Raw genomic sequence first — 21,142 nt, 5'->3', positions numbered from 1 at the left:
CGACGGGCCGCGCGCCCGTTTTTTTGTGCCCGTTCGAAGGGTAGAGTACCAGATGACAAATGACCTGATAGCCAAGGCAGCCATAGATCGGCGACTCGCGGAAATCATTACGCCCGTGATCGAGGACTTGGGCTATGAACTCGTCCGCATCCGCTTGATGAGCGGCAAGCAGACAACGCTGCAGATCATGGCAGACAAGCCCGATGGTGGTATCGAAGTGGATGATTGCGCCGAAATCTCGAATGCGGTCAGCGCCACGCTGGATGTCGAGGACCCGATCCTGGACGCCTATACACTTGAGGTTTCCAGCCCCGGCATCGATCGACCCCTGACGCGTCTGAAGGACTTTGAGATGTTCGAAGGGTATGAGGCCAAGGTCGAAACTGCCGAACTGATCGACGGTCGCCGCAGATTCAAAGGGGAACTGGCCGGTATCGAAGGGAATGAGGTTCTGATCAACATCCCCGAAGGGAGTGAGACGATAACCATCGGTCTGCAATTTGACTGGCTGAGCGACGCCAAACTGGTCCTGACCGATGACCTGATCAAGGAAATGCTGCGCCAGCGCAAAGATGCGGGTGCCCTGAACGAAAACGCTTTCGACGAGATTGAGACCGAAGGGTCCGAAGAGGAGACGAACTGATGGCAATCACCTCAGCCAACCAGCTGGAGCTGTTGCAGACCGCCGAGGCCGTGGCCCGCGAAAAGATGATCGACCCCGGATTGGTCGTCGAAGCGATGGAGGAATCGCTCGCCCGCGCCGCCAAGAGCCGCTACGGCGCGGAAATGGACATCCGCGTGTCGATCGACCGCAAGACCGGCAAAGCGACCTTCACCCGCGTTCGTACCGTGGTCGAGGATGAGGAGCTTGAGAACTACCAGGCCGAGATGACCGTCGAGCAGGCGCGCCAGTACATGGAAGCGCCCGAGGTTGGTGATGTCTTCGTCGAAGAGGTTCCGCCGGTTGAAATGGGCCGGATTGCTGCTCAGTCGGCCAAGCAGGTGATTCTGCAGAAGGTTCGCGAAGCGGAACGTGACCGCCAGTACGAAGAATTCAAAGACCGCGCTGGTACGATCATCAACGGTGCTGTCAAACGCGAAGAGTTTGGCAATGTTATCGTCGATCTGGGCGGGGCCGAAGCTGTTCTGCGTCGCAACGACAAGATCGGTCGCGAAAGCTATCGCCCGAATGATCGTGTGCGGGCGTATATCAAGGAAGTCCGCCGCGAGGTTCGTGGCCATCAGATCTTCCTGTCGCGCACCGCGCCCGAATTCATGGCCGAGCTGTTCAAGATGGAAGTGCCGGAAATCTATGACGGCATCATCGAGGTCAAGGCCGTGGCGCGTGACCCCGGTTCGCGCGCCAAGATTGCCGTGATTTCTTATGACGGCTCAATCGATCCCGTCGGTGCCTGCGTTGGTATGCGCGGCAGTCGTGTGCAGGCCGTTGTGAACGAGCTGCAAGGCGAGAAAATCGACATTATCCCGTGGAACGAGGATCAGCCGACATTCCTTGTGAACGCGCTGCAGCCTGCCGAGGTTTCCAAGGTGGTTTTGGACGAAGAAGCCGGCAAGATCGAAGTCGTGGTACCTGAGGAGCAGCTGAGCCTTGCCATCGGTCGCCGCGGTCAGAACGTACGTTTGGCCAGCCAGTTGACCGGTCTGGACATCGACATCATGACCGAAGCCGAAGAATCGGCGCGTCGTCAGAAAGAATTCGAGGCGCGCACCAAGCTGTTTATGGATAGCCTCGATCTGGACGAATTCTTCGCTCAGCTTTTGGTCTCTGAAGGCTTCACCAACCTCGAAGAGGTTGCCTATGTCGAAATCGACGAACTGCTGGTCATTGACGGTGTTGACGAAGGCACCGCGCAGGAGCTGCAGACCCGCGCCCGTGAATTCCTGGAAGCGCAGGCCAAGGCTGCTCTGGATGCGGCCCGTGCCCTGGGTGCAGAAGACAGCCTTATTGAATTCGAAGGCCTAACACCCCAGATGGTAGAAGCGCTGGCCAAAGACGACGTGAAGACGTTGGAAGACTTCGCAACCTGCGCCGACTGGGAACTGGCTGGCGGCTGGACGACCGTCGACGGTGAGCGGGTCAAAGATGACGGCGTTCTTGAAACTTTCGGTGTTTCTTTGGAAGAAGCGCAGGATTTGGTCATGACCGCACGCATCATGCTAGGCTGGGTTGACCCGGCCGAGTTGGCGCAGACCGAAGAAGATGGCGAGTCCGTAGATGAGGAGGCCGAGGCCTGATCTCAGGTCTCGGGGTAGGCGCATGGGTCGCGGTGGCGTCCATAAAGATCGGTCCGGAGGACCTGAGCGTAAGTGCATCGCCACGGGCGAGGTGCAACCCAAATACGGGTTGATCCGCTTTGTGACGGGGCCGGACGGTCAGGTCTATCCGGATGTCGCGGCGAAGTTGCCGGGGCGCGGGGTCTATGTGTCGGCAGATCGAACGGCCTTGGACAAGGCGGTGGGCAAAAAACTGTTCGCGCGCGGGTTCAAGTCTCAGGTAAATGTGCCTCAGGACTTGGTGGATGAGGTCGAAAAGCAGGTCTCACGCCGTGTGATCGAGTTGTTGAGCCTGGCACGCAAGTCCGGCGATGCGGTCGCCGGATACGAAAAAGTCAAGACGTGGCTGGACCGGGAAGAGGCCCAGGTACTGATTCAGGCCGCTGATGGGTCGGGGCGCGGAAAGTCGAAACTCAGCACGCCGCACTTCGGAAAATACATCGGCTGGCTGACGGCGGACGAGTTAGGACAGGCTTTTGGGCGCCAAACGGTGATTCATGCGGCCTTGGCCTCTGGTGGACTCGCCAAACGTGTTGTAGAGGAAGCGCAGCGCCTGCGTGGCTTGCGCGAAACGGATGACGGCGGCAGGGGCCGCGCGGAAGGGTAAGAAGCTTTATGAGCGATAATGACGGCAAAAAGACATTGGGTCTTCGTGGCGGGGCACGCCCCGGAAATGTGAAACAGAGTTTCAGCCACGGACGCACTAAGAATGTCGTGGTGGAAACCAAACGCAAACGCGTGGTGGTCCCCAAGCCGGGTGCTGGAAAGCCGGGCGGCGGAGCAACGCCCTCGGGTGATCCGTCGCGCCGCCCTGCCGGGATTTCCGACGCAGAGATGGCCCGTCGGATGAAGGCGTTGCAGGCTGCCAAAGCGCGCGAGGCTGAAGAAGCCGCCGAGCGTGAAGCGGCAGAGAAAGCGCGTGAAGAAGAACGCGCCCGTCGGCGTGCGGAACAGGAAGCCAAGGAACGCGAACAGCGTGAGGCCGAAGAACGCGCACGCCAAAAGGCCGAAGATGAAGAGCGCAAGCGCAAGGAAGCGGAAGAAGCTGCCCAACGCGCTGCTGCTGCCCCGGCTCCGGAAGAGCCCAAGGCCGCACGCGCGCCAGCCAGCAAACCCGCGCCTGCTGCGGCTCCGCGCAAACAGGACCGCGAACGTGAACAGCGTGGCCGCGGCAAAGGGCGCGATGACAACCGTCGCTCCGGTAAGCTGACACTGGGTCAGGCCACTGGTGGCGAAGGGAACCGCCAGCGTTCGATGGCGTCAATGAAGCGCAAGCAGGAGCGTGCGCGCCAGAAAGCCATGGGCGGCCCGGTTGAGCGGGAAAAGGTGATCCGTGACGTTCAGTTGCCTGAGGCGATCATGGTTTCGGAACTGGCCAACCGTATGGCCGAGCGTGTGGCAGACGTGGTCAAGTCGCTGATGCAGATGGGTATGATGGTCACGCAGAACCAGACCATCGACGCCGATACCGCCGAACTGATCATCGAGGAATTCGGTCACAAGGTGACGCGCGTTTCCGATTCAGATGTCGAAGATGTCATCAAAGAGATCGAAGACGACGAAAAAGATCTGCAGCCGCGTCCGCCGGTCATTACCATCATGGGTCACGTGGACCACGGTAAGACCTCGTTGTTGGACGCGATCCGCGATGCACGTGTTGTGGCGGGTGAGGCCGGAGGTATTACCCAGCATATCGGTGCCTATCAGGTGAAAACCGATGGTGGTACGACGCTGACTTTCCTGGACACCCCTGGCCACGCGGCCTTTACGTCGATGCGGTCGCGCGGGGCTCAGGTCACGGATATCGTGGTACTTGTTGTGGCCGCGGACGATGCGGTGATGCCGCAGACGATCGAGGCGATCAACCACGCTAAAGCGGCCGAAGTGCCCATGATCGTGGCGATCAACAAGGTCGACAAACCCGATGCCAACCCGGACAAGGTGCGCACTGATCTGCTGCAGCACGAAGTGATCGTCGAGAAAATGTCGGGTGAGGTTCAGGACGTCGAAGTGTCCGCCATAACCGGTCAGGGTCTGGATGAGCTGCTGGAAGCCATTGCGCTGCAGGCCGAGATTCTGGAACTTAAAGCCAACCCCGATCGCGCCGCCCAAGGCGCAGTGATCGAGGCGCAGTTGGATGTGGGCCGTGGTCCCGTGGCCACCGTTCTGGTTCAGAACGGCACGCTGCATCAGGGCGACATCTTCGTTGTGGGTGAGCAATACGGTAAGGTTCGTGCGCTGATCAACGACAAGGGTGAACGCGTCAACGAAGCTGGCCCCTCGGTTCCAGTCGAGGTTCTGGGTCTGAACGGTACGCCCGAAGCGGGTGACGTTCTGAACGTCACCGAAACCGAGGCACAGGCCCGTGAAATCGCCGCCTACCGTGAGCAAGCCGCCAAGGACAAGCGCGCCGCAGCCGGGGCCGCGACCACGCTTGAGCAGCTGATGCAGAAGGCCAAGGAAGACGAAAACGTCACCGAGCTGCCGATTCTGATGAAAGCGGACGTACAAGGTTCGGCCGAAGCCATCGTTCAGGCGATGGAAAAGATCGGCAACGACGAAGTGCGTGTACGTGTCCTGCACTCGGGTGTTGGTGCGATCACCGAGACGGATGTCGGCCTGGCCGAAGCCTCCGGCGCGCCGATCTTCGGGTTCAACGTCCGTGCCAACGCATCGGCGCGGAACACCGCGAACCAGAAGGGCGTGGAAATCCGGTATTACTCGGTTATCTATGACCTCGTGGATGACGTGAAAGCAGCCGCTTCTGGCCTGCTGAGCGCCGAGATCCGCGAAAAGTTCATCGGTTACGCCGAGATTCGCGAAGTCTTCAAAGTTACCGGCGTCGGCAAGGTTGCTGGCTGTCTGGTCACCGAAGGCGTTGCCCGCCGCTCGGCTGGCGTCCGCCTGCTGCGCGACAACGTGGTGATCCACGAAGGCACTCTGAAGACACTCAAGCGCTTCAAGGACGAAGTGACTGAGGTTCAGTCAGGTCAGGAATGCGGTATGGCATTCGAAAATTACGACGATATCCGCGCAGGTGACGTGATCGAAATCTTCGAGCGCGAAGAAGTCACCCGTACGCTGGACTGATCCGAATTTACAAAGAAACAGAAAACAGCGGCTCAATCGAGCCGCTGTTTTTCTTTGGTGCTAGTGTCCTGCGGGCAAAAACGTTTCGGGATGCATGATGATATCGAAATGCTGCATCCCTTTTTTCAGATCGAAACTGACCGAATGGCCACCCTTCCTTAACAGTTCGGCATAGTCACGACTTTGACGGATGAATTCGGGGGTGTCCCGTTCGGCCACTGTTACGTGATAGCGCGGACCGGGGGCGGGCAGGTGCAGGATGGGGGACAGGTCATGCACCTCGACCGGGGTCAGTTGTAGCGGGTCGTTGATCGGGGTCAGGCTGATCGGCTCAAGATCATAAACACCGCTGATCAGAATCACATCGCGCACACGCAAACCGGCCCGGGCGAGCGCATCGGCAGAGGTTGCCATGACCATGGTCGCCAGTTGCGCGCCAGCGCTGTGCCCCGACAGTGTGATTCTGGATGGATCAAACCCCAAAGCACCCGCGTGTGAGGCCAGCCAAAGAAGGGCATCGCGACACTCGGCAATCATCTGATCCAGCCGTGCATCCGGGGCGAGCGTGTAATTCAGAGTGGCAAAAGACTGTTCGGCTTCGACCAGAGCCGGGGCCATCATGGCCGATTCACGCTGGCTGAGCGCCTGCCAATAGCCGCCGTGGATAAAGACATGCAGCGGCGCGCCGGTGCCTTTGGCTGGAAAGAAATCCAGAACCTGCGTTGGCGTATCGCCATAGGCCAGGTTCTCTTTCACCTCCATCTGCGCACGATGACGGGCGCTGAGCGCGGCGTAACTGTCCAGATATGGCGTCAGGTCCCCACCGATCATCGAACGGGGTGAATATTCCTGATCCAGTTCTTCCTGAGAGAACCCGCGGTACAGCATTACTTACTCCTGCTTGGTGTACATCAGTTCGGTGCGCATGTCGTAGAGATCATGGAAAAAGCGCAAATCCAAGGCCTTACGCAGGAACGAAACGCCGCTGGACCCGCCCGTGCCGGGTTGATTGCCGATCACGCGCTCGACCGCTGTCACGTGATCGAACCGCCATCGTTGGAATAGGGATTCCACATCCATCAGTTTTTCGGCAAGCGCATACAGGTCCCAATACTGCTTCGTATCGCGGAACACCTGCACCCATATTTTCACAACGCGCGGATCGCCGGAATAGGGTTGCGCATAATCGCGTTCCAGAACGTCCCTGGGTACGTCAAACCCTTGGCGGGCCAACATGAACAGCACCTCGTCGTAAAGCGACGGTTTGGTCAAGGCGTCGTTCAGCAACCTCATAACCTCGGCGTCATGCTTGTGAACTTTCAGGGTCGACGGGTCCTTATTGCCCAGAATGAATTCGATCTGACGATAGCCATAGCTTTGAAAACCGGATGAATTCCCCAAGGCGTGCCGAAAGGTCATGTAGTCTGCGGGCGTCATGGTCAATAGTGTTTCCCACGCCGCGATCAGCTGCCGCTGTATCGCCTTGACCCGGTCGAGATTCTTCATCGCGGGACCAAAATCGTCCTGTTGCAGGAACCTGCGCACCTCGACCAATTGATGATGCATCAGCTTCAACCAGAGCTCGCTGACCTGGTGGATGATGATGAACAGCATCTCATCTGGCTGTGCGGGGTCCTGAAAGGTTTTTTGAAGGTTCAGCAGCGTCTTGAGTTGCAGGAAATCGCCGTAACTCTTGCGATGGGTCTCAGTGAAATCAGTGACCAGAGTATCCTCGATCCCGCGTTCAAGAAAACGGTCATCCTTGTCGCTCATGTGGCCCTCCAAACGGCTGTGTCACCCATGTTTAGGGTCTGATTCTGCACAGCGCCAGAGGCTTAGGTCCAGTCCAAAACCACCTTGCCCGACCGGCCCGATTTCATCGCGGCAAAACCTTCGGCAAAATCGTCGACCTTCATCTGGTGGGTAATGACCCGGCTGACGTCCAGACCATTTTGCAACATGGCAATCATCTTGTACCAAGTCTCAAACATTTCACGGCCATAGACGCCCTTGATCGTGATTGCCTTGAACACGATACGGGACCAGTCCACCGGCGATTTTCCGGGCGGTATTCCCAGCAGAGCGATCTTTCCGCCCATGACCATCGCCTCGACCATCTGGTCCAGCGCGACCTGCGCGCCCGACATCTCAAGCCCGACATCGAACCCTTGTTTCATACCCAGTTCAGCGATGACGTCCTTCAGGTCTTCTTTGGACACGTCAACGGCGCGCACAGTGGGCACCACGTGTTCAGCCAGTTTCAGGCGATCGGGGTTGATATCGGTGATCACCACATGTCGCGCACCGGCGTGGCGCGCAACGGCGGCGGCCATGATACCGATAGGGCCCGCGCCGGTGATCAGGACATCCTCGCCAAGTAAATCAAAGCTGAGCGCGGTGTGAACAGCATTGCCAAGCGGGTCGAGGATTGCGCCTATTTCATCCGGTATGTCGTCCGGCAAGGGCACAACGTTGAAAGCAGGCAGTTTCAGATATTGCGCAAACGCGCCCTGTTCGTTCACCCCAATACCCCGCGTTCCGGGATCAAGGTGAAATTTGCCCGAACGGCTCTGGCGGCTGTCTTTACCGATCAGGTGCCCCTCGCCCGAGCAGCGTTGACCGATCTCAAGCCCGGTTACGTTGCGGCCCATTTCGACGATCTCACCGGCGAATTCGTGGCCGGTAATCATCGGGATGGGTACGGTGGCCGCGGCCCATTCATCCCAATTCCAAATGTGAATGTCGGTCCCGCAGATGCCTGTCTTGTTGATGCGGATCAGAACCTCGTCCGGGCCGATCTCAGGCACTGGGGTTTGCACCATCCAAAGGCCTTCTTCGGGCTTGGTCTTTTCCAAGGCTTTCATTGTGTTGGGTCGCATCAGATCACTCGCAAGTCCTTGCCGACCTTGCCGAACGCGACAAGTGCCCGGTCCAATTCGTCCTTTGTCAGAGCCGCATTCATCTGGGTTCTGATCCGCGCCTGACCCCGCGGAACGACGGGGAAGAAGAAGCCCGAGACATAGACCCCTTCATCAAACAACCTGGCGGCCATCTCTTGCGCCAGTGTCGCCTCACCCAGCATGACCGGGATGATCGGATGTTCGCCGGGCAGCAGGTCAAAGCCCAGCTTTTCCAGCCCCGCGCGCCAGTACTTGGCATTGCCGAACAATTGGGCGCGCAGCATTTCACCTTCTTCGACCAGTCGGATGGCTTCTAAACCCGCGGCAACGATGGCAGGCGGCAGGGAGTTTGAGAATAGATAGGGCCGCGCCCGCTGTCGCAGCAGGTCGATCACTGGTTGCGGTCCGGCGATATAGCCGCCAATAGCCCCCCCAAGCGCCTTGCCCAAGGTTCCTGTCAGAATGTCCACTTTTACGCCGAAGTGATCCGGTGTGCCAGCGCCGTTTGGTCCCATGAAGCCGGTGGCGTGGCAGTCGTCGACCATGACGATGGCGTCATATATGTCGGCCAACGCACGGATCTTCGGCAGGTTAGCCAGGTATCCGTCCATCGAAAACACGCCATCGGTGGCGATCATGATATGCCGCGCCCCGTCCTCGCGCGCCTGTTTCAACGACGCTTCAAGATCATTCATGTCGTTGTTCTGATAACGATAGCGTTTGGCCTTGCACAACCGCACCCCATCTATGATCGAGGCATGATTCAGACTGTCCGACACGATGGCATCTTCAGGCCCTAACAAAGGTTCAAAGAGCCCGCCGTTTGCATCGAAACAAGCGGCAAACAGGATCGCATCGTCCTGTTTCAGGAACTGCGCCAGCTTTTGCTCCAACTCGCGGTGGATGTCCTGCGTGCCGCAGATAAACCTGACCGAGGCCATGCCGAATCCTCTGGGTTCCATCGCGCCCTTCGCGGCGTCGATAAGGGCGGGGTGATCGGCCAGACCAAGGTAGTTATTGGCGCACAGGTTGATCACATTTTTCTCACCCACCGTAATTTCACCGCTTTGCGGCGAAGAGATCATCCGCTCGCGTTTGTAAAGCCCCTCGGATTCGATCTGTGCGAGTGTGTCCGTGATGTGGGACAAGAATGCATCTGCCATGGCGGTCTCCGTCTATATGAGTCGCATGTCTAACATAACGGATTTAATTCCCAAATGGGGGAATTCAGTATAAGGGAAAAAAATCCACTAAAACGGAATGTGACGGCTGTCAGGCGTTTTTTACAATCAGGAACACCCGGGCCGGCCCCTCGGCGACAATCGAATGCGTCACATCCGCAGCATACCGCGCCGTATCGCCCCTTTGAAGGTCGCGGGACGCGCTGCCAGAGGACACACGAACCGAACCCTCCAGAACTGTCAGTTGTTCCCTTGCGCCGCGCGCATGAGGTTGGCTTAACAAGGCACCATCCGCGTCAAATTGGATATCGTAAACCTCATGCCCACCGGCCTCTTCGGGTGGAGAGAGGATACGTATTCGGCAATTCCGACCCATGTTGTCGATGCTGGGCACTTCGGCGTTGCGCAGCACTTCGACCTGATCGGTGGTGTTGGCCTCGTCCAGCAGGCCCGCGAAATCCACCTGCAAGGCACGAGTCAGGTTCCACAGGGTCGAAATGGTCGGGCTGCTTTCGCCGCGTTCGATTTGGCTGACCATCGAGCGGGACACCCCGCTCAGGTTTGCTACGGCCTCAAGCGACAGGCCTTTTGACCGGCGTGCCTCTTTCAGGCGGGCAGGAAGGCGTGTCAGGATATCGTCGGTATTGTCCGTCATGACGGAATTTCTTGCGTCTTAAGCGGGTGAATGTCAATTCTGTGTGTTACGACACGTTTTGCGCGACAGCCCAATGCTGCAAGTGCATAATCCCGCCGAATCGACAAGGAGTGATCCATGAAAGACATCGTAATTCTAGATGGTGCCCGCACCGCGATTGGAACCTTTGGCGGGGCGTTGTCCTCGACCGCTCCCATCGACCTGGCGACGGTTGCGACCGAAGCCGCGCTGGAGCGTTCGGGCGTCGAAGGTGCCCAGATCGGACACGTCGTGTTCGGACATGTGATCAACACCGAACCGCGCGATATGTATCTATCCCGCGTTGCTGCAATGCAGGCGGGCATTCCCAACGGTACCCCTGCGATGAACGTGAACCGGCTATGTGGGTCGGGCGCACAGGCGATTGTCTCGGCGACACAGGCCCTGATGCTTGGGGACGCGGAATTTGCCGTTGCCGGTGGTGCGGAAAGCATGTCGCGCAGCCCGTATATCATGCCACAGGCACGGTGGGGGGCGAAAATGGGCGATGTCACCTCGCTCGACATGATGCTGGGCGCGCTGAGCTGTCCGTTTGGCACCGGTCATATGGGTGTTACAGCTGAAAACGTTGCGGACGAACATCAAATCAACCGCGAGCAGATGGATGAGTTCGCCCTGACCAGCCAAACCCGCGCGGCAGCGGCAATCGACGCCGGATATTTCGACAGCCAGATCACACCTGTTCAGGTAAAGGTCAAACGCGACATGGTCGACTTCAAGGTCGATGAACACCCCAAGGCTACCACGGTCGAAGCGCTCGCCGGCTTGCGTCCGGTCTTTAAAAAAGACGGCCGCGTCACTGCCGGGAACGCATCGGGCATCAACGACGGTGCTGCCGCGATGGTTCTTGCAACTGCGGAAGCCGCCGAAAAGGCAGGACTGAAAGCCAAGGCGCGTATTCTGGGATATGCGCATGCTGGCGTGCGCCCCGAAGTGATGGGCATCGGCCCGGTTCCGGCCGTGCGGAACCTGATGGACAGAACTGGATTGTCGGTAAGCGATTTTGATGTGATTGAAAGCAACGAAGCTTTTGCAGCACAGGCCCTGGCGGTGAACCAGGAGCTTGGGTTGGATGCAGCCAAGGTGAACCCCAATGGTGGTGCGATTGCCTTGGGTCACCCTGTGGGCGCAACTGGGGCGATCATCACGCTGAAGGCCCTTTACGAACTGGAGCGTACAGGTGGATCCAAGGGCTTGGTGACCATGTGTATTGGCGGCGGTCAGGGCATTGCCATCGCGATTGAGCGGCTCTGATCAGATACTGATCAAGGGGGCCGTTTGGCCCCCTTTTTTCGCGCAACGATTGCGCCGCGCCCAAAGTCACTGCAAGCTTGGTTGATCTTAGCTGAGCGCGTTCAGCAATAGGACCAGTGCTGCACCCGCCGCAGCACCGACAGCGGCTGGAAACACGGTGGACCAGAAGGCAGACTTCTGGGGTTGATCGTTTTGTGTCTGCGCGATCAGGGCGTTTTCGACCAGACCGGGCAGGCGCGGGCCGAACCGGGCAAGAACCCTTGCGGTTTTACCCAAGTCCTTCAGTGCCGCGCGGGGGCCGATGGATTGCTTGATGTAATCCTCGACCACCGGACGGGCGACCTCCCAGATGTTCATGCGTGGATCCAACGAACGCGCGACACCTTCGACCACAACCATTGTGCGTTGTAGCAGGATCAACTCGGTCCGGGTTTCCATGCCAAAGCGCTCAGTCACCTCGAACAGGTAGTTCAGCAGGCGTCCCATCGAGATATGAGAGGCATCCATGCCAAAGATCGGCTCGCCCACCGCGCGCAGGGCACGGGCAAATTCGTCGACATCCTGATTTGCGGGGACGTATCCGGCCTCAAAATGCACCTCGGCCACACGCTTATAGTCGCGGCGGATAAAGCCAAACAATATCTCGGCATAGACCCGACGCGTATATTCATCGATATGGCCCATGATGCCATAGTCATAAGCGATGATGTCGCCATTCGCGGCGACCTTCAGATTGCCCTGGTGCATGTCTGCATGGAAAAAGCCATCACGCAGCGCGTGCAGCAGGAACAGACGCAGGACGCGTTCAGCAAGATCGCGGCGATTGTGACCTGCGGCGTCCAGCGCGGCGTTGTCACCCAGCGGAATGCCGTCCGCCCAACTCAGCGTCATGACCCGTCGCGCCGAAAGCGACCACACGATCGGCGGAAGCCAGAACCCGGCATCGTCCTTGGTGTTGGCGGCATATTCCGAAGCGGCAGCGCTTTCCAGGCGAAGGTCAAGCTCGCCCCGCACCACGCCATCAAAATGCTCGATCACGTCCATGGGGCGCAAACGGCGGGCACCGGGCGCAAAAAGCTCGATGATCCGGGCAGCCAGGTAATAGGCGTCGACATCTTTTTTAAAAGCGCGCTCGATCCCGGGGCGCAGCACTTTGACGGCGACATATTCCCCGGTGCTGACCAGCCGCGCCTTATGGACCTGCGCAATCGAGGCCGCCGCGATTGGGTCGCTGAATTCTTCAAACATACTTTCGACAGGCTGGCCAAGTTCCTTTTGCACCTCGGCCATGGCTTCGGCGCGCGAAAAGGGCGGCAGTTTGTCCTGCAAAACGCGCAATTGCGCTGCCAGTTCCGCACCAACTACGTCGGGGCGGGTCGAAAGAATCTGGCCGAATTTGATGTATGCCGGGCCAAGTGCGGTCAGCGCCCGCGTGGCGGGCGGCATTTTCGGATCGCCTTTGTAGCCCAGAAATTGAAAGGGTTTGCCCAGTGCATGCGCCACAATGCGCAAGGCGCGCGGGGCTTCGAAAGCATCCAGAACCACATTCATCGCGCCTGTGCGCTCTAACGTGGCGCCTGTCCGGATCAGGCGGATAATGTTGTGGGGGCCGCGCATGCGTCAGATCTTCCAGGCGGAATGCAGCGCGGCGATACCCATGCTGAGGTTGCGGTATTTGGCGTTTTCGAAACCAGCGGTGCGGACCATATCCAGAAACGTCTCCTGATCCGGGAACTTGCGGATCGACTCAACAAGATATTGATAACTGTCGTAGTCATTGGCGATCAGCTTGCCCATCCGGGGGATGACGTTGAAACTGTAAAGATCATAGAGCTTTTGCAGCCCGTCATTCGGCAACTGGCTGAACTCGAGCACCATCAGGCGACCACCGGGTTTAAGAACACGGAACGCTTCGTTCAGCGCCTCTTGCGGGCGGGTTACATTCCGAATGCCGAAAGAGATCGTGTAGACGTCAAAGCTGTTGTCATCAAACGGCAACGCCATGGCATCGCCAACCACCCAGTTCAGGCTGTCGGCCATCTGATCCGCCTCGGCGCGCTGTCGGCCTTCGACCAGCATCGGTTCGGTCAGGTCCAGCACTGTTGCATGCCCATATCCCGCACGTTTCAGGAAGCGGAACGAGATATCGCCAGTGCCACCCGCCACATCCAAAAGCCGTTGACCGGGGCGCGGAGCCAGCCAATCCATCATCGCGTCTTTCCAGACGCGATGAATGCCCATCGACATGACATCGTTCATCACGTCGTATTTCGAGGCGACCGAGTTGAAAACGCCCTGTACGCGCCCGGCTTTTTCAGCCTCACGCACGGTTTCGAACCCGAAATGAGTGGTCTTGTCGCTGTTGTCGGACATTTGCCTTGCCGTTTGTCGAATTTCGCCTCTGTTATAGGGCCATACGAACCGGGCACAATGCGGCCCTTTGGATTAGGAGCCATCTAATGCCCGAATTGCCCGAGGTCGAGACAGTAAGACGCGGCCTGAGCCCTGCAATGGAGGGTGTGGTGATCGAACGCGCGGATGTGAATCGCCCAGACCTGCGCTGGCCTTTCCCGCACCGGATGGCCGAGCGGCTGACCGGGCAGCGCGTAGACCGCTTGCGGCGGCGGTCCAAGTACATTCTCGCGGATCTCAGCAGCGGTGAAACCCTGCTGATACATTTGGGCATGTCTGGAAGAATGACGGTATCGGGCGACCCGCTTGGGCAGTTTGCTTTGAAACATCCGATGGCGCAAAAGCATGATCACGTCGTGTTTCACATGGCCAATGGCGCCCGCGTGACCTTTAATGATCCGCGCCGGTTCGGAGCGATGGACCTGCTGCCGACGGCCACTTCCGACGAACACAAACTGCTGTCGGTTCTGGGACCCGAGCCATTGGGCAATGATTTTCACGAACAACACCTGATCGAGTCGTTCAAGGGAAAGAACGCTCCGGTCAAATCTGCACTGCTGGATCAGGGAATCGTTGCCGGATTGGGCAATATCTACGTTTGCGAGGCGCTTTATCGCGCCGGTGTGTCGCCACGTCGCAAAGCTGGTCAGATTTCTGCAGCCCGCGTGGCATCGCTGGTTCCGATCATCCGTCAGGTCTTGCAGGACGCCATCGAGGCGGGGGGCTCATCCCTGCGTGATTTCCGTCAAGCTGATGGAGAGCTTGGATATTTTCAACACCGCTTTGACGTCTACGGGCGCGAAGGCCAGCCGTGCCGAACCGACGGTTGCGATGCGGTAATCAGAAGAATCACCCAGTCCGGTCGCTCATCCTTCTATTGCGCGCAATGCCAAAGATAGCTTGATCCAGCGAAATCGCGTGATAAGGAATTGTATCTGAACAGAACAACCGGAAGCTTACATCTCATGGCTTTTGAGACGATCATCGTCGAAATCGAAGACCACGTCGCCCTTATCAAGCTCAACCGCCCAGACGCGCTGAATGCGCTGAACACCCAGCTATTGGCTGAGTTGTGCGATGCGCTTGAAGACGCCGACAAGAACGACAAGGTGCGCTGCATCGTAATCACTGGCTCGGAAAAGGCATTTGCCGCCGGTGCGGACATCAAAGAGATGTCCGAAATGAGCTTTGTTGATGTTTTCAACATCAATTTGTTTGCTGACGCCAATGACCGTGTGTCCGCGATCCGCAAGCCGATTATTGCTGCAGTAGCAGGGTATGCCCTGGGTGGCGGGTGCGAGTTGGCCATGCTGTGTGACTTTATCATCGCGGCCGATACCGCCAAGTTCGGGCAGCCCGAGATCAATCTGGGCGTTATTGCCGGGCTGGGCGGATCGCAACGCCTGACGCGCTTTGTCGGCAAATCCAAATCGATGGACATGAACCTGACCGGCCGTTTCATGGATGCCGAAGAAGCCGAACGCGCCGGACTTGTCAGCCGTGTCGTTCCTGCAAAAAAGCTGATGGAAGAGGCTATCGGCGCCGCGCAGAAAATCGCGGAGAAATCGCAGCTAAGCACCATGGCCGCGAAAGAGGCCGTGAACCGCAGCTACGAAGTGACGCTAAGCGAAGGTCTGCTGTTTGAACGCCGTGTTTTCCATTCGATGTTCGCGACAGAAGATCAGAAAGAAGGCATGGCCGCGTTCCTGGAAAAACGCGCGGCACAGTTCCGCGATAAGTAAACGCGCAACGGATTAATCCAAGGCGGGTCTGACCCGCCTTTTTTCTTGGCTGCTATTCGCAAAAGAAGAATCGGCTTGGCAAAGCCAGAAAACTTGAGTAGTTAGCGCCGCTATACATGCGCGTGCGGCCCGCTTGGCCCGACTCACACTCGTGATTTCTGATCCGGTGCGGATATTCCGTGGCGCGCAACCCTAGATAACCGTACCGAACGAAGGTCAGAAACACATGGCAAACTCACCTCAGGCCAAAAAGCGCGCTCGTCAGAACGAGAAGCGTTTTGCAATCAACAAAGCACGCCGGTCGCGCATCCGCACCTACTTGCGCAAGGTCGAAGAAGCGATTGCATCCGGCGACAAAGAGGCCGCAACCGCAGCCCTGCGCGCAGCCCAGCCCGAACTGATGCGAGGCGTCACCAAAGGCGTGTTCCACAAGAACACCGCGTCGCGAAAAATGTCGCGCCTGTCTGCCCGCGTCAAAGCGCTCGGCTGAAGTCTTAGGTTGACCCTAGGTCAACAAAACAAGGCTATACTTCTATAAAAGGCGTCACTTCGCGTGGCGCCTTTTCGCTGCTGTTGCCGGAAAGTCGCGTCTTCACCAAGCCGAGAGATTCGTTAAGCCAAACTTTCGAGTCAATATCAGAGTTTCGTTGCCGCGCACCGCGACCTGTTGTTACCACTGTTACAGCGACTCACTCGCTTGGGGGGACAGGCTGTTTCACTGATCATACTGACGGGCATCAGGATGGTCGTGAAGCAATTATCGGCTAACGATCAAGATCGTTTTGCCGATCTGCTAATGGTCTTGGGATTTCCAAAGACTTGAGCCCTGTCGACAAAATTGATTGCTATGCGCACCCTTGTCAGGGGGCGACCCGGTTTTATTGGGTGCCTGTGTACCAGGCCTTGCAGGGATCAAGGGGCAAACCCGCCAAATCCATGTGTTTTGGCGAAGGGTATCCCTATTGCGAGTGGCAGCTAAAGAACCGGGTACCCGGGATTTAGAAATAAGGCCGACAGGCCAATAAAGAATGGGATGCGTGAGGCGCGTAATGACACAAGAGAAATGGGGACAACTGCGTAGCAAGCTGCTCAAGGCGATCGGAAAGAACAACTATACCACCTGGATTGAACCTCTTGAATTTCAAGAGCTTGAGGATGGTGTTGCGACTTTCTCGGTACCGACAAACTTCATGGGCAATTACGTCAGTCAGAATTTCGCGGACTTGATTCTGTATGAAATGAACACTGCGGGGGAATCGGTTCAGCGCCTCGCGTTTCGTGTGGCGGCAAACTCACCGGTGCGGCCGTCCAACGAACACGAGGGCGACTCTGCTGACGTCCGGAAAACGCCGCAGAGCCAACCCCTGTCGCAGCAGGCCGAGCCTGCGCAGGATGCGTTGGAATCGCTTCAGGCCGCGCCGCTGGACGCCCGTTTCACATTTGATAGTTTCGTGGTGGGCAAACCCAACGAACTTGCGCATGCAGCCGCGCGCCGTGTTTCAGAAGGTGGCCCTGTTACATTTAACCCATTGGTTCTTTATGGCGGTGTCGGTCTTGGTAAAACGCACCTGATGCACGCCATCGCGTGGGAACTGAAGAACAAACACCCCGAGTTGAATGTCCTCTACCTGTCGGCAGAGCAGTTCATGTACCGTTTTGTGCAGGCCCTGCGCGAACGCCGGATGATGGATTTCAAACATCTGTTCCGTTCGGTCGACGTACTTATGGTCGATGATGTGCAATTCATCGCCGGCAAGGATTCGACCCAGGAAGAGTTCTTCCACACCTTTAATGCTCTGGTGGATCAGAACAAGCAGATCATCATCTCGGCTGACCGCGCTCCGGGTGAGATCAAGGATCTGGAAGAGCGTGTAAAATCGCGTCTGCAATGTGGTCTTGTCGTTGACCTTCACCCTACGGATTACGAACTGCGCCTGGGCATTCTGCAAAACAAGGTGCAGCAATACAGCAGCACCTATCCTGACCTGACCATTGCCGATGGTGTGCTGGAATTTCTTGCGCATCGTATTTCGACCAATGTTCGTGTGCTGGAAGGTGCGCTGACCCGGCTGTTCGCTTTTGCCTCGCTTGTGGGGCGCGAGATCGATATGGAATTGACGCAGGATTGTCTGGCGGATGTGCTGCGTGCCTCGGAGCGTAAAATCACGGTTGAAGAGATTCAGCGCAAAGTGTCGGACTACTACAACATCCGCCTGTCCGATATTATCGGGCCGAAACGCCTGCGGTCGTACGCGCGCCCGCGTCAGGTGGCGATGTATCTGTGCAAGCAGTTGACGAGCCGGTCCCTGCCCGAGATCGGCCGTCGCTTTGGCGGACGCGATCACACAACCGTCATGCACGGCGTCAAACGCATTGAAGAGCTGAAAGTCACCGATGGCCAGATCGCCGAAGACGTGGAAATGCTCCGTCGCGCGCTGGAAGCCTGAGGTTTTTCTAACCGCTTGAGAAGCGCCCCGGACCCTTGTGCCCGGGGTGTTTTCTTGTGCGCTTTTATCCACGGTTGCCAAGGAACTGTGCCCGCAGGGCAACGCGCCTCTTGACGCTTTGGATGTTCCGACCCAGAAAACCGTAAAAAATCCTTGTGCCTCAGGGCGGAACCGCTAACGTGCCAGTCCCGCCTGTTTCGGCACGCAAGTCAGAGGAATTGAGGGTATGAAGATCAGCATCGAACGCGGCACCCTTCTCAAGGCCGTTTCGCAGGCCCAATCCGTTGTGGAACGTCGCAACACCATTCCGATCCTTGCCAATGTGTTGATTGAGGCGGAAGGCGACCAAGTCCAGTTCCGTGCCACCGACTTGGATATCGAAGTGGTCGACAAGGCCCCGGCACAGGTTGAAAAGGCCGGTGCGACAACTGTGGCCGCGACAACCCTGCACGAAATTGTGCGCAAACTTCCCGATGGGGCGCTGGTCACGCTGACAGCCGACAGCGCCGCAGGACGTCTGACGGTTGAGGCGGGGCGATCAAACTTCTCGCTGGCGACGCTGCCGAAAGAAGATTTCCCGGTGATGGCGTCCTCGGAATACCAATCGAACTTTACCGCACCGGCAGCTTTGCTGCGTCGTCTGTTCGACAAATCGAAATTTGCTATCTCGACCGAAGAGACCCGGTATTATCTGAATGGCGTTTATATGCATGTGGCTGACGGGTCGGATGGTGGCAAAGTGCTGCGATGCGTGGCCACTGACGGCCACCGGCTTGCTCGCATTGACGCGGATCTGCCCGATGGCGCGGCGGGTATGCCCGGTGTGATCGTGCCCCGTAAAACAGTGGGCGAGCTGCGCAAGCTGTTGGACGATGATGAAATGGATATCGCCGTTTCGGTCAGCGAAACAAAGGTACGGTTTGCAACGCCCGATATTACCCTGACCTCGAAAGTGATCGACGGAACATTCCCGGACTATACCCGCGTGATTCCACAGGGGAACACGCGTCAGTTAGAGGTGGATGCCGCCGAATTCGCCCAAGCGGTGGATCGCGTCGCGACTGTTTCGTCCGAGCGGTCCCGCGCTGTAAAGCTACAATTGGATGCAGACAAACTGGTGTTGTCGGTCAACGCCCCCGACAGCGGTGCGGCCGAGGAAGAACTGGCTGTAGCTTACGGCGATGAGCGGTTGGAAATCGGGTTTAACGCGAAATACCTGCTTGAAATCGCATCGCAGGTTGACCGTGAGAACGCGGTGTTCCTGTTTAACTCAGCGGGCGATCCAACACTGATGCGTGAAGGCAATGATCAAAGCGCGGTCTACGTTGTCATGCCGATGCGCGTCTGATTGACCCTTCGGAGTGGTCTTTAATGAAGGGGAGGGGTCATGACTTTGGCCCTGACCGAACTTACGGTCTCGCATTTTCGGTCGCATAAGCTGGCGCGATTGTCTCTGGATGGGCGCCCCGTTGCGATTCATGGACCGAACGGAGCCGGAAAGACAAATATTCTTGAAGCGGTGTCGCTGTTTTCACCCGGTCGCGGCATGCGGCGGGCAAGCGCGGCTGAGATGACGCGCAGGCCCGAAGCGCTGGGGTGGAAACTAACCGGGCTGCTGCAAGTGCAAGGGCGGAGCTACGAGGTCGAAACCTGGTCCGAGGGTGGAGCCGCCCGACAGGTTCGGATTGATGGCAAGACTTCAAGTCAGATCGATCTGGGGAAACTGGCCCGAATTGTCTGGCTTATCCCCTCAATGGATCGGTTGTGGATCGAAGGGGCCGAAGGGCGGCGTCGGTTTCTGGATCGCATGGCGTTGAGTTTTGATCCCGCGCATGCCGAGGCGTCTTTGACGTATGAAAAAGCCATGCGGGAACGCAACCGTTTGCTGAAAGAGCAGGTACGCGACGCCCATTGGTACGCGGCGTTGGAAGGCCAGATGGCCGAGACAGGACACCGGATTCACACCGCCCGTATGGCGGCGCTGGATCATCTGCGCACGGCTCAGGAACAGGCTGAGACTGCATTCCCTTCGGCGGATTTGGAATTGGTGCAGACAGAGGGTGCGATGCCAGAGAGCGCTGACGACTTGCGCGAGGCGCTGAACGAAAGCAGATTTCGCGATTTGGCAGTGGGTCGCACGCTGGTCGGGCCACATCGGTCCGACCTGTACGGGGTGTTTGCGGCCAAAGGTGTGCCCGCCAAGGATTGCTCGACCGGAGAGCAAAAGGCGCTGCTTGTTTCACTGATCCTGTCTAATGCGCGGGCGCTGGCCGGAATGGTTGGGTCGCCCCCGATCGTTTTGTTGGACGAAGTCGCTGCCCATCTGGATGCGGGGCGGCGGGCGGCGCTATATGATGAGATCTGCGCGCTGGGTGCTCAGGCCTGGATGACGGGCACCGGGCCTGAACTGTTCGCGGAATTGGGCGACAGGGCCCAATCGCTGGTTGTGACCGAAGGCACAGGCGGCTCGGTCGTGACCGCTTAGGCAGGTTCGTTGACTTTACGTTCCCACAGGAAGCCGCGCATGACTTCGTCAACCGGTGTTTTTGCCATGTGGTTGACGTAGTTCGACATGGTTTTCTGCGCCAGACCCAGAACCACGTCCAGAACCGCGCGGTGCGAGTAACCGGCGTCAAAGAATGCTTGCAGCTGTTCTTCGCTGGGGTTGCCGCGGGAGTCCATCACTTGCAGGGTGAAGGTGCGCAGCGCCTCAAGCTTGGCTGTTGGCAGCGGGGTTTCGTTGCGCAGCGCTTCGGTGATGTCGTCCGAGATCTTCATCATTTTGGCGATGCCCGTGTGCGCGGGCACGCAGTAGTGGCATTCGTTCTCGACGTTGATGGTCTGCCAGACAACGGTTTTTTCATCGTTGTCGAAATCCGTTTGCAGGAACAGGTGGTGCAGCACCTGGTAGCCTTCCAGATGCTGGGGGCTTTCGGCCATCACTTTGTGCAGGCCGGGAAGGCGGCCAAAAGCGGCTTGGGACTTTTCCAGTAAAGGTTTGGACCCTTCCGGGGCGGTTTCGAGGTCATGCGAGGGGAAATCAGCCATGTCGGAACTCCTTTTTTTGGCGTATGGCGCATAAATAGGGTTTCTTGAGCGATCACTCAAGTATATATTTGAGCAAACG

Annotated in this window: 19 protein-coding genes; 11 read left to right on the top strand and 8 right to left on the bottom strand. The window is 57.9% G+C overall.

The features are described 5' to 3' along the window. The first annotated feature begins 52 nt into the window (after positions 1 to 52). Genes rimP through infB form a run of 4 tightly spaced genes read left to right on the top strand, consistent with a single transcriptional unit; the run spans position 53 to position 5,385 of the window. Positions 53 to 643, top strand: coding sequence for a ribosome maturation factor RimP (gene rimP, locus ACXAET_RS11950; RefSeq protein WP_475185107.1), 591 nt, complete (start codon positions 53 to 55; stop codon positions 641 to 643). Next, on the top strand, positions 643 to 2,256 hold the full coding sequence (nusA, locus tag ACXAET_RS11945; RefSeq protein ID WP_475185105.1) for a transcription termination factor NusA: 1,614 nt from the start codon (positions 643 to 645) through the stop codon (positions 2,254 to 2,256). Before rimP ends, nusA begins: the two co-directional genes overlap by 1 nt. 22 nt (positions 2,257 to 2,278) lie before the next feature. Next, positions 2,279 to 2,902 (top strand): RNA-binding protein, encoded by a 624-nt coding sequence (locus tag ACXAET_RS11940; protein ID WP_475185101.1) that lies wholly within the window; start codon positions 2,279 to 2,281, stop codon positions 2,900 to 2,902. An 8-nt stretch (positions 2,903 to 2,910) separates the two neighbouring features. Next, positions 2,911 to 5,385: a translation initiation factor IF-2 gene (infB, locus tag ACXAET_RS11935; protein WP_475185097.1), complete on the top strand. Its 2,475-nt coding sequence runs from the start codon at positions 2,911 to 2,913 to the stop codon at positions 5,383 to 5,385. Positions 5,386 to 5,445: 60 nt separating this feature from the next. On the opposite strand, the gene ACXAET_RS11930 is transcribed toward infB, so the two are convergent. The 5 genes from ACXAET_RS11930 to ACXAET_RS11910 form a co-directional block, all read right to left on the bottom strand. After that, positions 5,446 to 6,273: an alpha/beta hydrolase gene (locus ACXAET_RS11930; protein WP_475185095.1), complete on the bottom strand. Its 828-nt coding sequence runs from the start codon at positions 6,271 to 6,273 to the stop codon at positions 5,446 to 5,448. Between the two features lie 3 nt (positions 6,274 to 6,276). Further along, positions 6,277 to 7,158 (bottom strand): tryptophan 2,3-dioxygenase, encoded by an 882-nt coding sequence (locus tag ACXAET_RS11925; protein WP_475185093.1) that lies wholly within the window; start codon positions 7,156 to 7,158, stop codon positions 6,277 to 6,279. A 62-nt stretch (positions 7,159 to 7,220) separates the two neighbouring features. Beyond that, entirely contained in the window at positions 7,221 to 8,249 is a 1,029-nt protein-coding gene (gene tdh / locus ACXAET_RS11920; RefSeq protein WP_475187198.1) for an L-threonine 3-dehydrogenase, read from the bottom strand. 14 nt (positions 8,250 to 8,263) lie between these two features. Next, positions 8,264 to 9,448, bottom strand: coding sequence for a glycine C-acetyltransferase (locus ACXAET_RS11915; protein ID WP_475185090.1), 1,185 nt, complete (start codon positions 9,446 to 9,448; stop codon positions 8,264 to 8,266). Between the two features lie 109 nt (positions 9,449 to 9,557). After that, positions 9,558 to 10,121, bottom strand: a complete 564-nt coding sequence (locus tag ACXAET_RS11910; protein WP_068338600.1) for a helix-turn-helix domain-containing protein — start codon at positions 10,119 to 10,121, stop codon at positions 9,558 to 9,560. Positions 10,122 to 10,238: 117 nt separating this feature from the next. On the opposite strand from ACXAET_RS11910, the gene ACXAET_RS11905 reads away from it, so the two are divergent. Beyond that, a complete protein-coding gene (locus tag ACXAET_RS11905) occupies positions 10,239 to 11,414 on the top strand; it encodes an acetyl-CoA C-acyltransferase family protein (protein ID WP_475185088.1) in 1,176 nt (391 codons plus the stop codon). An 87-nt stretch (positions 11,415 to 11,501) separates the two neighbouring features. Here ACXAET_RS11905 and ubiB read toward each other — a convergent pair whose 3' ends face one another. Both ubiB and ubiE read right to left on the bottom strand, forming a co-directional pair. Next, positions 11,502 to 13,031 carry a 2-polyprenylphenol 6-hydroxylase gene (gene ubiB / locus ACXAET_RS11900; protein ID WP_475185086.1) on the bottom strand — a complete coding sequence of 510 codons (1,530 nt, stop codon included), beginning with the start codon at positions 13,029 to 13,031 and terminating at the stop codon, positions 11,502 to 11,504. Between the two features lie 3 nt (positions 13,032 to 13,034). Continuing rightward, positions 13,035 to 13,787, bottom strand: coding sequence for a bifunctional demethylmenaquinone methyltransferase/2-methoxy-6-polyprenyl-1,4-benzoquinol methylase UbiE (gene ubiE, locus ACXAET_RS11895; protein ID WP_475185084.1), 753 nt, complete (start codon positions 13,785 to 13,787; stop codon positions 13,035 to 13,037). Positions 13,788 to 13,873: 86 nt separating this feature from the next. Between ubiE and mutM the strand changes: the two genes are divergently transcribed. From mutM to recF, 6 genes are all read left to right on the top strand, one after another. After that, the gene (gene mutM / locus ACXAET_RS11890; protein WP_475185082.1) at positions 13,874 to 14,725 is read left to right on the top strand and encodes a bifunctional DNA-formamidopyrimidine glycosylase/DNA-(apurinic or apyrimidinic site) lyase; all 852 of its coding nucleotides are present in this window, start codon (positions 13,874 to 13,876) and stop codon (positions 14,723 to 14,725) included. A gap of 66 nt (positions 14,726 to 14,791) precedes the next feature. Further along, positions 14,792 to 15,568 (top strand): enoyl-CoA hydratase, encoded by a 777-nt coding sequence (locus tag ACXAET_RS11885; RefSeq protein WP_224892052.1) that lies wholly within the window; start codon positions 14,792 to 14,794, stop codon positions 15,566 to 15,568. A gap of 226 nt (positions 15,569 to 15,794) precedes the next feature. Beyond that, positions 15,795 to 16,058 carry a 30S ribosomal protein S20 gene (gene rpsT / locus ACXAET_RS11880; protein WP_068338617.1) on the top strand — a complete coding sequence of 88 codons (264 nt, stop codon included), beginning with the start codon at positions 15,795 to 15,797 and terminating at the stop codon, positions 16,056 to 16,058. 559 nt (positions 16,059 to 16,617) lie between these two features. Next, the gene (dnaA, locus tag ACXAET_RS11875; protein ID WP_475185078.1) at positions 16,618 to 18,015 is read left to right on the top strand and encodes a chromosomal replication initiator protein DnaA; all 1,398 of its coding nucleotides are present in this window, start codon (positions 16,618 to 16,620) and stop codon (positions 18,013 to 18,015) included. Between the two features lie 226 nt (positions 18,016 to 18,241). Then, positions 18,242 to 19,363 carry a DNA polymerase III subunit beta gene (dnaN, locus tag ACXAET_RS11870; protein WP_068338623.1) on the top strand — a complete coding sequence of 374 codons (1,122 nt, stop codon included), beginning with the start codon at positions 18,242 to 18,244 and terminating at the stop codon, positions 19,361 to 19,363. A gap of 39 nt (positions 19,364 to 19,402) precedes the next feature. After that, the gene (gene recF / locus ACXAET_RS11865) at positions 19,403 to 20,500 is read left to right on the top strand and encodes a DNA replication/repair protein RecF (protein WP_475185077.1); all 1,098 of its coding nucleotides are present in this window, start codon (positions 19,403 to 19,405) and stop codon (positions 20,498 to 20,500) included. Here the strand turns inward: recF and ACXAET_RS11860 are convergent. Continuing rightward, the gene (locus tag ACXAET_RS11860) at positions 20,497 to 21,063 is read right to left on the bottom strand and encodes a carboxymuconolactone decarboxylase family protein (protein ID WP_475185075.1); all 567 of its coding nucleotides are present in this window, start codon (positions 21,061 to 21,063) and stop codon (positions 20,497 to 20,499) included. The two genes, recF and ACXAET_RS11860, sit on opposite strands and share 4 nt — an antisense overlap. Between the last annotated feature and the right edge of the window lie 79 nt (positions 21,064 to 21,142).

The organism is Ruegeria sp. AWH4_226 (assembly GCF_056159225.1).
The sequence above is the reverse complement of the archived record's forward strand: the minus strand, read 5'-3'. Positions and strand labels throughout refer to the sequence as shown.

Coding starts and splice junctions, on each gene's coding strand:
- dnaN (WP_068338623.1), top strand. CDS start 18,242: ATGAAGATCAGCATCGAACGCGGCACCCTTCTCAAGGCCGTTTCGCAG.
- nusA (WP_475185105.1), top strand. CDS start 643: ATGGCAATCACCTCAGCCAACCAGCTGGAGCTGTTGCAGACCGCCGAG.
- ubiE (WP_475185084.1), bottom strand. CDS start 13,787: ATGTCCGACAACAGCGACAAGACCACTCATTTCGGGTTCGAAACCGTG.
- tdh (WP_475187198.1), bottom strand. CDS start 8,249: ATGAAAGCCTTGGAAAAGACCAAGCCCGAAGAAGGCCTTTGGATGGTG.
- ACXAET_RS11930 (WP_475185095.1), bottom strand. CDS start 6,273: ATGCTGTACCGCGGGTTCTCTCAGGAAGAACTGGATCAGGAATATTCA.
- dnaA (WP_475185078.1), top strand. CDS start 16,618: ATGACACAAGAGAAATGGGGACAACTGCGTAGCAAGCTGCTCAAGGCG.
- recF (WP_475185077.1), top strand. CDS start 19,403: ATGACTTTGGCCCTGACCGAACTTACGGTCTCGCATTTTCGGTCGCAT.
- ACXAET_RS11885 (WP_224892052.1), top strand. CDS start 14,792: ATGGCTTTTGAGACGATCATCGTCGAAATCGAAGACCACGTCGCCCTT.
- mutM (WP_475185082.1), top strand. CDS start 13,874: ATGCCCGAATTGCCCGAGGTCGAGACAGTAAGACGCGGCCTGAGCCCT.
- rimP (WP_475185107.1), top strand. CDS start 53: ATGACAAATGACCTGATAGCCAAGGCAGCCATAGATCGGCGACTCGCG.
- ACXAET_RS11860 (WP_475185075.1), bottom strand. CDS start 21,063: ATGGCTGATTTCCCCTCGCATGACCTCGAAACCGCCCCGGAAGGGTCC.
- rpsT (WP_068338617.1), top strand. CDS start 15,795: ATGGCAAACTCACCTCAGGCCAAAAAGCGCGCTCGTCAGAACGAGAAG.
- ACXAET_RS11905 (WP_475185088.1), top strand. CDS start 10,239: ATGAAAGACATCGTAATTCTAGATGGTGCCCGCACCGCGATTGGAACC.
- ACXAET_RS11925 (WP_475185093.1), bottom strand. CDS start 7,158: ATGAGCGACAAGGATGACCGTTTTCTTGAACGCGGGATCGAGGATACT.
- ACXAET_RS11940 (WP_475185101.1), top strand. CDS start 2,279: ATGGGTCGCGGTGGCGTCCATAAAGATCGGTCCGGAGGACCTGAGCGT.
- infB (WP_475185097.1), top strand. CDS start 2,911: ATGAGCGATAATGACGGCAAAAAGACATTGGGTCTTCGTGGCGGGGCA.
- ACXAET_RS11910 (WP_068338600.1), bottom strand. CDS start 10,121: ATGACGGACAATACCGACGATATCCTGACACGCCTTCCTGCCCGCCTG.
- ACXAET_RS11915 (WP_475185090.1), bottom strand. CDS start 9,448: ATGGCAGATGCATTCTTGTCCCACATCACGGACACACTCGCACAGATC.
- ubiB (WP_475185086.1), bottom strand. CDS start 13,031: ATGCGCGGCCCCCACAACATTATCCGCCTGATCCGGACAGGCGCCACG.